The following is an 11461-nucleotide window of genomic DNA, read 5'->3' as shown; positions in this document are numbered from 1 at the left end:
GTGTATAAGAGACAGGAGGTGTTCGGCGGCGAGCGTTTCGCCGCGCTGGCGGCCCGGGGGGCACGCGTCCAGCGGCCGCTGTGGGCCTCGACCGGGGTCAAGAACCCGGACTACCCGGACACCCTCTACGTCACCGAGCTGGTTGCGCCCCACACCGTCAACACCATGCCGGAACCGACTTTGGAGGCGGTGGCCGACCACGGCGTGATCTCCGGCGACACCATCTCCGGAACGGCGCCGGCGTCCCAGCAGGTCTTCGAGCAGCTCTCGGCGGTGGGCATCGACCTGCCCGACGTTTTCGAGGTGCTGGAGTCCGAGGGGGTCGAGAAGTTCGAGGCGTCCTGGGCCGAACTGTTGGACGCCACCGCAGGGCAGCTGAACGAGGCCAAGTGATCTGATGGCCGGGGGCGGGGCAGGGCGCAAAGACCCCGCGGGGTGGCAGAACCCCCTGCGGGACAAGCGAGACAAACGCCTGCCGCGTATCGCCGGTCCGTGCGGGGTGGTGATTTTCGGCGTCACCGGCGACCTGGCCCGCCGCAAGCTCATGCCGGCCATCTACGACCTGGCCAACCGGGGTCTGCTGCCGCCGGCCTTCGCGCTGGTGGGCTTCGCCCGCCGGGACTGGGCCGACGAAGATTTCGCCGACGTGGTCTACCAGGCCGTCAAGCAGCATGCCCGCACCCCCTTCCGTCAGGTGGTGTGGGATCGCCTGGCAGCGGGATTCCGTTTCGTGACAGGCACATTCGATGACGACGAGGCATTCGCGCGGCTGGCTAAGACCCTGGAAGCCCTCGATGCCGAGCGTGGCACCGCGGGCAATCACGCCTTCTACCTGTCGGTCCCGCCGGCCGCCTTTCCGCTGGTGTGCGAAAAGCTGCACTCCACCGGGCTGGCCCGCCCGCGGGACGGCCGCTGGAGCCGGGTGGTGATCGAGAAGCCGTTCGGTCACGACTTGGCCAGCGCGCGCGAACTCAACGCGGTGGTCAACAGCGTGTTCCCGGAGGAGTCGGTGTTCCGGATCGACCACTACCTGGGCAAGGAGACGGTGCAGAACATCCTGGCGCTGCGCTTCGCCAACCAGCTGTTCGACCCGATCTGGAACGCCCACTACGTCGATCACGTGCAGATCACCATGGCCGAAGACATCGGCCTGGGCGGACGCGCCGGCTACTACGACGGCATCGGCGCGGCCCGCGACGTGATCCAGAACCACCTGCTGCAACTGCTGGCGCTCACGGCGATGGAGGAGCCGGTGAGCTTCTCCCCCGCCGAATTGCAGGCCGAGAAGATCAAGGTGCTCTCGGCCGTGCGGCTGGCGCAGCCGCTGGACGAGACCACCTGCCGCGGCCAGTACGCCGCCGGCTGGCAGGGCGGCGAGCACGTGGTGGGCCTGCTCGACGAAGAGGGGTTCGCCCACGATTCGCGGACCGAGACCTTTGCGGCGATCACCCTGGAGGTCGACACCCGACGCTGGGCCGGCGTCCCGTTCTACCTGCGGACCGGCAAGCGCCTGGGCCGGCGGGTCACCGAGATCGCGCTGGTGTTCAAGCGTGCGCCGCATCTGCCGTTCGACGACACGATGACCGACGAATTGGGTACCAACGCCTTGGTGATCAGGGTGCAGCCCGACGAGGGAATCACCATGAGGTTCGGTTCCAAGGTCCCCGGCCATCTGATGGAAGTCCGCGACGTCAACATGGACTTCTCCTACGGATCGACGTTCTCCGAAGATTCGCCGGAGGCCTACGAGCGCCTGATCCTCGATGTGCTGCTGGGCGAGCCGTCCCTGTTCCCCGTCAATGCCGAGGTCGAATTATCTTGGGAGATACTCGATCCGGTGCTCGAGAATTGGGCCGAACACGGCAAGCCCGAGCCCTATCCGGCCGGCAGCTGGGGCCCCAAGGGGGCGTTCGAGATGCTCAGGCGTTCCGGCCGGGAATGGCGGCGCCCATGATTGTCGAGTTGCCCGACACGTCCACCAACGCCATCAACAAAAGGCTCGACGAGCTGCGCGAGCAGGTCGGCGCGGCTACCACGGGCCGGGTCCTGACCCTGATCATCGCGCTGGGCAACGACGCGCTGCTCGACGAGTCCATCGCCGCGGCCTACATCGCCAGCCAGGAGCACCCCAGCCGGGTGATCGTCGTGATCACCGGAGAAGCCGACTCCGGCTCGGCTCGCCTGGACGCCGAGCTGCGGATGCTCGGTGATGCCGGCGGCGGCGAGGTGGTGGTGCTGCGGCTGTACGGCCCGCTGGCCGGACACGCCGACGCCGTCGTCACGCCGTTCCTGCTCCCCGACATCCCGGTGGTGGCGTGGTGGCCCGACGTCGCCCCGGCGGCGCCGGCCGCCGACCCGCTGGGCGCCCTGGCGTTGCGGCGGATCACCGACGCCACCAACGCCTCCGACCCCCGGGCCGCGATCCGAAGCCGCCGAGACGGCTACACCGCCGGAGACACCGACCTGTCGTGGAGCCGGATCACCTACTGGCGCGCGCTACTCGCCTCGGCCTTGGATCAGCCGCCGTACGAGCCGATCCGCTCGGCGGTGGTCTCCGGCCTGGCGACCGAACCGGCCCTGGACATCCTGGCCGGCTGGTTGGCCAGTCGCATCGACGGGCCGGTACGACGTGCCGTCGGCGCTTTGCGGATCGAATTGATGCGTGAAAGCGAGATCGTGTCGCTGAGCCGTCCGCAAGAGGGCGTGATCGCGACCTTGAGCCGCACCGGCAGGCCCGAGGCCCTGGTCCCGCTGCCGCGCCGGGTGACCGCGGAATGCCTCGCCGAGGATCTGCGCCGGCTGGACCCCGACGGTGTTTACGGATCCGCCCTGACGGGCCTGGAGAAAGTGGAGTACCTGTGATCGTTGCGACCTACCCCGACGCCGACGCGCTGGCCGCCGCCGCCGGCGACCGGCTGGCCGACGCCGTGGAGGCGGCCATCGCCGCCCGGGGCCGGGCACTGGTCGTGCTGACCGGCGGCGGCAACGGTATCGCACTGCTGCGCCGCCTCGGCGAGCATGCCGCACGGATCGACTGGGCACGCGTGCACCTGTTCTTCGGTGACGATCGCTTCGTTGCGGCACACGACGCCGATCGCAACGACAAGCAGGCGCGCGAGGCGCTGTTGGGCCGCATCGAGATCCCGGCGGAGAACGTGCACGCGATACCGGCCAGCGACGGCGCGTACGGCGACGACCTCGAGGCCGCCGCGCAGGCCTACCAGGAGGTGTTGGCGGCCCAGGCCGATGCGGGCCAACCCGCGCCGGAGTTCGACGTGCACCTGCTGGGTATGGGTGCTGAGGGCCACGTCAACTCGCTGTTCCCCGACACCGCTGCTGTCCGGGAGACCACGCGCATGGTGGTGGGGGTGAGCGATTCGCCCAAGCCGCCGCCGCGCCGAATCACGCTGACCCTGCCGGCGATCCGGCGCTCGCGGGAGGTCTGGCTGGTGGTTGCCGGGGAGTCCAAGGCCGAGGCGGTGGCGGCCGCGATGGGCGGCGCGGACCCGGTGGAGATTCCCGCCGCCGGTGCGATCGGCCGTGAGCAGACGGTGTGGCTGCTCGACGAGGCGGCCGCTTCGCTGCTGTCCGGGCAGCCTTCCTAGCCCGCGGCCGGCTTTCTGCCCGGCCGGGTTGCGACGCATCCGGCGATCGCCACAAGCCGCGCCCGTCGGCGGTCATAATGAGCGCTATGGCAGACAGAACCCCGGGGAACGGCACCGAACGCAAGCGGCTCAAGACTTTGGCTCAGGCGGCGCTGAACGCCGATGTGACCGTCGGCCAGCTTGAAGATGTGCTCGGTGGACTGGGCGGCACCATGAACGAGCTCAACGGTTCCCTGGCCAATCTCAACGCCACGATCGAACGCCTGGGCAGCGGCCTGGACCATCTTGAGTCGACCATGGCCAGCCTGGATGACCTGGCCCGCCGGCTGGTCACGCTGATCGAGCCGGTGGAAGCCATCGTCAACCGGATCGACTACCTGGTAGCCGTCGGCGAGACGGCCATGTCACCGCTGTCGATGACGGAAAACGCGCTGCGCGGGATGCTCAACGCGATGCGCAATCGGATGCGCTGAGCGGTCACAGACTCACCGCGGAGGCATCGCCGGCGTCCGCGCAGGCTCACCCGTGGGCACCTTTACTACAATTATGAAGGATTTTGCTACATTGATGTAGTGACTGTCGCGGCCAACCACCGGGAGCGCGCCGCGCATCTGGGCCCGGAACGCCGCCGGCCCCTGGTACTGGATGCGGCGCTGGCCATCGCGGCCGCCTCTGGCACCAGCGCGGTGACCATCGGCGCCGTCGCCGAGCGCCTGGGCGTCACCCGCCCGGTGGTGTATTCCTGCTTCCCCGACCGGGTCGCCCTGATCAAGGCGCTGGTCGAGCGCGAGCGCAACACCATGGTGGCCCGGCTGCTCGACGCGCTGCACACCGCCCGCGGCGATGATCCCGAGGCTGCCTTCATCACCGGCTACCAGCACCTGTTGCACATGGTCGACGAGCAGCCCGACACCTGGCGGCTGATCTTCGCGGTCAGCCCGGATCCCTCGGTGGCCGACGTGGTCGCAGAGGCGCGCCGGGCCGTCGCGGCCAGCGCTACCCGCTGGATCGAGCCGGCCCTGCGCACGTGGTGGCAGACCGCCGACCTCGATCGCAAGCTGCCCGTCCTCATCGAACTGTTCATGTCGGCCGGTGAGGCCGCGTCGCGCTCCTTGTTGGACGACCAAACCGACTGGACCGCCGACGATCTCGGCATCTTTTACGGACGAATCATGTGCAGCGCATTCCGCGCGGCATGAAGCCGCACCGATAGGGGAAACACCATGAAACAACACCGCACCACGCAGGTACCGGCGCGGACCGAGACCACCGGCGGCTCCTTGCGCTCGGTGATCACCCGGGTCCGCCGGCGCGACTACCAGCCGCTGCCCGACTACGGGGTGTTCGGGCCGGATTCGGTGTCGTGGCGGGTATGGACATACCCGACCACTCCCACCGTCGCGATCAGCCGAGCAGTGGTGATCGAAGAGCTGGACCCGTTCTTGACGGCGACCGTCAACGCCACCGGCCGGATCTACAACCAACCCCGTGTGCGCCTGGAGCGCACCATCACCTACTTCGCCACGATCGCCGTCGGCGATTCGCTTTCAGCGGCCAAGGCGGCTGAGACGCTGACGAAGGTGCACGCGCACGCCGGGTGCGTGGAGCCGGTGTCGGGGGTGTGGTCAGACCCCAACAATCCCGACCAGCAACTGTGGATTCTGGTGACCGGCTGGCATTCGGTGCTCTACGCCTACGAGACCTATGGACCGGGCAAGCTCTCCGAAGCCGATGAGCGCAGCTACTGGGCCGACTGCGCCAAAGCCGCGGAATTCCAGACCATCGACCCGGCTGCGGTGCCACGCACCCGCGAGCAGGTGCGGGACTACTTCCGGCGAATGCGGCCCCGACTGGCCGCCAGCGAGGCGACTCAACACGCGATGCAGCACCTGATGAACGCCGAGGTGTTCCTGCCCGAACTGCCCCGACTGCTCACCCCGGTGAAGTGGCCCGCCCGCTTTGTGTTGCGCGCCGGGGTCATCCGGATGCTTCCCCGGTGGCAGCGTGACCTGGCCAACACCCATCAAAGCGCCGTGACCGACTGGTTGATCCGGCCGATTCTGCGGGTCGCTATGGCGGTGATGGCCCGGCCCAGGGTCGCCATGCTCGCACTGCGCTTCCTGAGCCCGTCGACCGTGCCGATCGCCGCACCGGCGCTGCTGGGCATCCCGCCCGTCAGCCCACAGACCGTCACCCCGGAGCAGGCGTTCGCCCGCCACGGCATCGCGACGCCCAAAGCACTCTACGAGCAGTTCAGATCCGGCCAGGACATCGTCATGCACCGGCCCTCTGCCCCGCTGCCGGTGCCGCCTTCAGGCGGCGTCAGCGCGCCCCAGCCGGCCTAGGCGGGCTGGGGGCAGGATCGACTGGGGGCGGGGTCAGGCGTATTTGATCAGCAGGCCCACCGCGACGATGGAGATCAGCCAGATCGCGATGACGAAGTAGGTCAGCCTGTCCAGGTTCTTCTCGACCACGGTCGAGCCCGACAGGCTGGACTGCACGCCGCCGCCGAACAGAGTCGACAGGCCGCCGCCCTTGGCGCGGTGCAGCAGCACCAGCAGAATCACCAGCAGGCTGGTGATTACCAAGAGAATCTGCAGCGACAAGATCATGCCGTCACCCTACCGTTCTGCCGGCGCTTCCCCGGCGTCCGGGTCACGGCAGCGGCCCGCCGGCGGCCAGCGCCGCCAGCATCGCGAACTGCTCACCGTCCAGCGAGGCACCGCCCACCAGACCGCCGTCCACATCGGGCTGGCCGATGAGTTCGCCGATGTTCTTGGCGTTGACCGAGCCGCCGTAGAGCACCCGGACGGTGTCGGCGACCTTGGGCGAGGCGAGCTTGCCCAGCTCGGCACGCACGGCCGCGCAGACCTCCTGGGCGTCGGCGGCACCGGCCACCCGGCCGGTGCCGATGGCCCACACCGGTTCGTAGGCGATGACGCTGGCACCGATCTGCTCGGCGCTCAGCCCGGCCAGCGAACCCCGCAACTGCTCCAGGCAGTATTCGACGTGGTTGCCGGCCTCCCGGATCTCCAGGTGCTCGCCGATGCAGATGATCGGGGTGAGGCCGTGCTTGAGGGCGGCGGCCGCCTTCGCGGCGACCAGCGCGTCGTCCTCGCCGTGGTAGCTGCGTCGCTCGGAGTGCCCGACGACGACGAAGGTGCAACCCAGCTTGGCCAGGAACGCACCGCTGACCTCACCGGTGTAGGCACCCGAATCGTGCTGGGAGAGATCCTGGGCACCGAAGGTCAGCCGAAGCTTGTCCCCGTCGACCAGGGTCTGCACGCTGCGCAGATCGGTGAACGGGGGCAGCACCGTGACGTCGACCTTGTCGAAGTACTTGTCCGGCAGCGCGAAAGCCACCTTCTGCACCAGGGCGATGGCCTCGAAGTGATTGAGGTTCATCTTCCAGTTGCCGGCGATCAGCGGCTTACGACTCATTGCGACCCTCCGGTTGCGAATCCGGTCTCCAGGACCTGCAGACCTGGCAGTGGTTTGCCCTCAAGGTATTCCAGGGACGCGCCGCCGCCGGTGGAGATGTGGGAGAAACCGTCCTCCGGCAGGCCCAGCGCCCGTACCGCCGCGGCGGAGTCACCCCCGCCGACAACGCTGAAGGCGCCTTTGGCGGTGGCGTTCGCGATCGCTTCGGCCACTCCCCTGGTGCCGGCCTCGAACGCCGGGAACTCGAACACGCCCATCGGCCCGTTCCAGAAGATGGTCTTGGCGTTGCCCAGCAGGGCGGCGAACCGCTCCACCGAACCCGGACCGATGTCCAGGCCCATCTTGCCGTCCGGGATGGCGTCCGCGGCCACCACCTCGCCGGTGGCGGCGGCGTCGAACTTGTCGGCGACCACGATGTCCACCGGCAACCGCAGGACGTCGGCGTAGTCGTCGAGCAGTTGCCGGCAGGTGTCCACCATGTCGGGCTCCAGCAGCGAGGTGCCGACCTGTCGGCCTTGGGCCGCCAGGAAGGTGAAGCACATGCCGCCGCCGATCACGATGGAGTCGGCCTTGGTCGCCAGCGACTTGATCACGCCCAGCTTGTCGGAGACCTTCGATCCGCCCAGCACCACGGCATAGGGCCGCTCGGTCGACTCGGTCAGCTGTTGCAACACCTGGATCTCCGCGGCGACCAGCGTCCCCGCGTAGGCCGGCAGCAGCGTGGCGATGTCGTAGACCGAGGCCTGCTTGCGGTGCACCACGCCGAACCCGTCGGAGACAAAGGCCCCCGGCGAGCCGTCCGGCGCGGCGACCAGCTCGGCCAGTTCCCGGGCCAGAGCCAGCCGCTCGCCGTCGTCCTTGCTGGTCTCGCGCGGATCGAAGCGGATGTTCTCCAGCAGCAGCACGTCGCCGTCGGTCAAACCTTCGGCGCGGGCCAGGGCGTCGGTTCCGACCACATCACCGGCGAGCTGGACGTGCCGGCCCAACTGCTCGCTGAGCGCGGCCGCGACCGGCGCCAGCGACAACTTGGGGTCCGGCCCGCCTTTGGGCCGCCCCAGGTGCGCGGTCACCACGACCTTGGCGCCGGCGTCGACCAGCGCGCGCAGCGTAGGCACCGAGGCGGTGATCCGGCCCAGGTCGGTGATCGTTCCGTCGTCGAGCGGGACGTTCAGGTCGGAGCGCACCAGCACGCCCCGACCTGCCACTCCCTCGGCGATCAGGTCTTCGACTGACTTGACGGCCACGATCGCGTTACAGGGACTTGCCGACGAGGGCGATCAGGTCGACCAGACGGTTGGAGTAGCCCCACTCGTTGTCGTACCAGGAGACTACCTTGGCCTGGTTGTCGATGACCTTGGTCAGCCCGGCGTCGTAGAGCGACGAGTGCGGGTCGGTGACGATGTCGCTGGAGACGATCGGCGCGTCGTAGTACTTCAGGATGCCCTTCATCGGGCCCTCTGCGGCGGCCTTCATGGCGGCGTTGATGTCTTCGACCGATGCCGACTTGCTCAGTTCGGCGGTCAGGTCGGTGACCGAGCCGGTGGGGATCGGCACCCGCAGTGCGTAGCCGTCCAGCTTGCCCTTGAGCTCGGGCAGCACCAGGCCGATCGCCTTGGCGGCACCGGTACCGGTGGGCACGATGTTGATCGCGGCGGCGCGGGCGCGACGCAGGTCGCTGTGCGGGCCGTCCTGCAGGTTCTGGTCCTGGGTGTAGGCGTGGATGGTGGTCATCAGGCCCTTGACGATGCCGAACTCGTCGTTGAGCACCTTGGCCAGCGGTCCGAGGCAGTTCGTGGTGCACGAGGCGTTGGAGATGATGTTCTGGCTGCCGTCGTACTTGTCGTCGTTGACGCCCAGCACGATGGTGATGTCCTCGTCGGTGGCCGGCGCGGAGATGATGACTTTCTTGGCGCCGGCGTCCAGGTGACCCTTGGCCTTGGCGGCGTTGGTGAAGATGCCGGTGGACTCGACGACGACGTCGACGCCCAGGTCGCCCCACGGCAGGGCGGCCGGCCCTTCCTTGACCGCCAGCGCCTTGATCTTGGTGTCGCCGACGACGATGGTGTCGTCGCCCTCGAGGCTGACCTCGTAGGGCAGCCGGCCCAGGATGGAGTCGAACTTCAGCAGGTGCGCCAGGGTGGCGTTGTCGGTGAGGTCGTTGACCGCGACGATCTCGATGTCGGTGTTGTTGCCCAGGGCCTTCTGTGCGTCCAATGCCCTGAAGAAGTTCCGCCCGATGCGGCCGAAGCCGTTCACGCCTACCCGGACCGTCACTGCGCTCTCCTTGTGTCTTTAAGCCGACCGATGTGCTTCCGGGGCCAGCCTAGTGGGCGGCCCGCGGGCCCCGCGCACGTGGCTCAGCGTGCGGGCGCCGCCCTACCCTACGCCCGCCGGTTGCGGAAGCAGATGCTCGAGCTGACCGACCTCTTCGATGTTGTGGCGCACCCAGGCGCGGACCATCGCATCGAAGGAAAGCGGCGCTGGCGGCGGCTCGCCGCGGAGACCGGACGCAACTATCGGGTGACGGTCCGCACCGGGAGCTCGTCGCCGGCTTCGGGCCATGGTTGACGGGACAACATGTCGGCCACAGCCACATACCCCGCCTCGATCAGCCCGGACTTGGCGTCGACGATCCGGTAAGCCTGCTCGCGCCGATGGATGGGCTGGCCTTCGAGCACGATCACGCGCAGGTCGCCCTCGGCGAATCGGCAACGGCGCTGCACCGCCGCGAGCAGCTGCTCGTTGTGCAGGTGGCCCTCACCGAAGTTCCAGCCGATCAGCGGGCCGGCGATGATCTCGCCGTCGCGGATGTTGTAGTCGGCCACGTTGTCGACCGCGCGGGGCAGCAGGCCGTTGAGGGCACGGCCTTGCAGGTGCATGGCGCGGAATGCGCCCGGGACCTTGTCGGCCACCAGGTCGGCGGTGGACTGGTCGTAGAACTTCGCCAACTGGCTGATGACCAGCGCCGAGCTCTTGACGACGTTGGCCTCCACGGCATCCTCGGTACCGGCGCGGAAGCACCAGAAGCTGGACGCCCAGTTCCCGGCGTAGTACCGCATCGCCGGCAGGAAGGAGATCTGCTGCGGAAACATGTTCCCGGCCACCGGGATCACCACCAGCCCGGTGAACAGAATCGCCATCAACAGCGGCGATCGCAGGTCGAAGACGCTGATCTCGGGGTGCTGGCCGAACAGGAAGAACAGCGAGAAGAGGAAGAACACATTCCATTCCAACGGGACTCCCATCGGGAGGTTGGACAGGATGTTGAGGTGAAAGATCACCATGAACGCGATCAAGAACCACCGCCACGGGTGATCGCCGACGACGAGTACCAGGAGCGCGGGGACGACGAATTCGGCAGTCGTGCCGCCGACGTGTGCCATCAGCTGCGGTATCCGGGTGGGCCGCAGGTCATTGACGTGATCCCGGTACATCAGGTGCTTGAGGCCGGTGAAGACCTTCGCGCGCAGCAGGGCGTTGTTGCTCGTCATCACCGCGACCACGTAGGGAAAATGGTGGTTGAGCTTGGAGGTGGCCGCACCCCACCACAGCCCGAGGATGATGAGTTTGAACGCGGCCATCTGGTCGACGTAGGGGAAGAAGAAGACCAGCAGCGTCAGGCCATAGTGCTCGGCACGCGCGGCCAGAAAGATCGTCTTGTCCCGCAGGCCCAGCAGCACCAGGGCCACGACCGTCGGCGCCACCACCCTCGGGTCCAGCAGACCCACCGGCGCGGGGTCGCCCTGTCCCGGTGACAGCAGTGCCCAGACACCGCAGCCCAACACGGCGGCATACAGTGCGATGTCGACCACGGTGCGGGTGTCGCCGCGAGTCAACGGCACCTTGCCCGGCCAGGGCGGTAGCCGGATTGTGTTGGGCCGCAACCAGTACAGGATGCCGCCGATAGGTGGCCAGAACCGGGCGGTCAGCGGGCCGGATCCGCAGCCCAGGCCCAGGATCTCGAACAGCAGGCTGAAGACGACGAGCTTCTGGTAGACGATCGGCTGCGTCCACCAGTCGGCGATGCGGCCCGGACCGCCCAGGCCCGGGGTCAGGGCGATGACCGCCGCCGCGCCCGCGGCGTACGCCGCGATCTTGAGCAGGTAGATCAGGTAGACCCCCGAGGGGGTGCCGAAACCCTGTTCGGCCCAGTGCCTGCTGCAGACCTGGATCCGGGTCGGCCACGGGGTGTCGCGCCACGTTGCGGGGTCGACGTCGGGTACCGACGGTTTGATGAACCCCATACTGCCCTCGCTCCCTGCCGCGTGCCCGTTCTGTTATAGCGGCCAGAACAGGCCGGTGAAGGGCATTCGGACGGCTCCGGGCTTTGCCGGCGGCCCGGCTGTGCGGGTGGTGGGCGCAGACGGGCGCGGCTAGGTGTACTGACCTGAGAGGTTAGGTACGCGGCTGGCGGG

The 11461-nt window shown here is 68.3% G+C and carries 12 protein-coding genes; 7 read left to right on the top strand and 5 right to left on the bottom strand.

The features are described from left to right. From LI92_RS16665 to LI92_RS16635, 7 genes are all read left to right on the top strand, one after another. The coding region (locus LI92_RS16665; RefSeq protein WP_286135152.1) for a transaldolase family protein at positions 1-393 on the top strand (393 nt) is incomplete at its 5' end. Positions 394-397: 4 nt separating this feature from the next. Next, positions 398-1954 (top strand): glucose-6-phosphate dehydrogenase, encoded by a 1557-nt coding sequence (zwf, locus tag LI92_RS16660; RefSeq protein WP_046320743.1) that lies wholly within the window; start codon positions 398-400, stop codon positions 1952-1954. After that, positions 1951-2862 carry a glucose-6-phosphate dehydrogenase assembly protein OpcA gene (gene opcA / locus LI92_RS16655; RefSeq protein WP_046320750.1) on the top strand — a complete coding sequence of 304 codons (912 nt, stop codon included), beginning with the start codon at positions 1951-1953 and terminating at the stop codon, positions 2860-2862. The genes zwf and opcA overlap by 4 nt, the downstream gene beginning before the upstream one ends. Further along, on the top strand, positions 2859-3605 hold the full coding sequence (gene pgl, locus LI92_RS16650; protein WP_046320741.1) for a 6-phosphogluconolactonase: 747 nt from the start codon (positions 2859-2861) through the stop codon (positions 3603-3605). The genes opcA and pgl overlap by 4 nt, the downstream gene beginning before the upstream one ends. Before the next feature lie 77 nt (positions 3606-3682). Beyond that, positions 3683-4078, top strand: a complete 396-nt coding sequence (locus tag LI92_RS16645) for a hypothetical protein (protein WP_046320740.1) — start codon at positions 3683-3685, stop codon at positions 4076-4078. A 99-nt stretch (positions 4079-4177) separates the two neighbouring features. Beyond that, complete coding sequence (locus LI92_RS16640) at positions 4178-4804, top strand: TetR/AcrR family transcriptional regulator (RefSeq protein WP_046320739.1); 627 nt, start codon at positions 4178-4180, stop codon at positions 4802-4804. Positions 4805-4828: 24 nt separating this feature from the next. Then, positions 4829-5950, top strand: a complete 1122-nt coding sequence (locus tag LI92_RS16635) for an oxygenase MpaB family protein (protein WP_052740825.1) — start codon at positions 4829-4831, stop codon at positions 5948-5950. Positions 5951-5983: 33 nt separating this feature from the next. Here LI92_RS16635 and secG read toward each other — a convergent pair whose 3' ends face one another. The 5 genes from secG to LI92_RS16610 form a co-directional block, all read right to left on the bottom strand. After that, positions 5984-6217 carry a preprotein translocase subunit SecG gene (gene secG, locus LI92_RS16630; RefSeq protein ID WP_046320737.1) on the bottom strand — a complete coding sequence of 78 codons (234 nt, stop codon included), beginning with the start codon at positions 6215-6217 and terminating at the stop codon, positions 5984-5986. A 43-nt stretch (positions 6218-6260) separates the two neighbouring features. After that, positions 6261-7046 (bottom strand): triose-phosphate isomerase, encoded by a 786-nt coding sequence (gene tpiA / locus LI92_RS16625; protein WP_046320736.1) that lies wholly within the window; start codon positions 7044-7046, stop codon positions 6261-6263. Then, positions 7043-8290, bottom strand: a complete 1248-nt coding sequence (locus LI92_RS16620) for a phosphoglycerate kinase (RefSeq protein WP_046320734.1) — start codon at positions 8288-8290, stop codon at positions 7043-7045. Before LI92_RS16620 ends, tpiA begins: the two co-directional genes overlap by 4 nt. A 7-nt stretch (positions 8291-8297) precedes the next feature. Further along, entirely contained in the window at positions 8298-9320 is a 1023-nt protein-coding gene (gap, locus tag LI92_RS16615; RefSeq protein ID WP_046320732.1) for a type I glyceraldehyde-3-phosphate dehydrogenase, read from the bottom strand. A gap of 239 nt (positions 9321-9559) precedes the next feature. Next, a complete protein-coding gene (locus LI92_RS16610) occupies positions 9560-11290 on the bottom strand; it encodes a DUF3556 domain-containing protein (RefSeq protein ID WP_046320730.1) in 1731 nt (576 codons plus the stop codon). Positions 11291-11461 lie beyond the last annotated feature (171 nt).

This window comes from Mycobacterium sp. UM_Kg1 (genome assembly GCF_000972925.1).
Lineage (GTDB): Bacteria > Actinomycetota > Actinomycetes > Mycobacteriales > Mycobacteriaceae > Mycobacterium > Mycobacterium hiberniae.
Note: the sequence above shows the minus strand (reverse complement) of the source record. Positions and strands in the feature narration are given on the sequence as shown.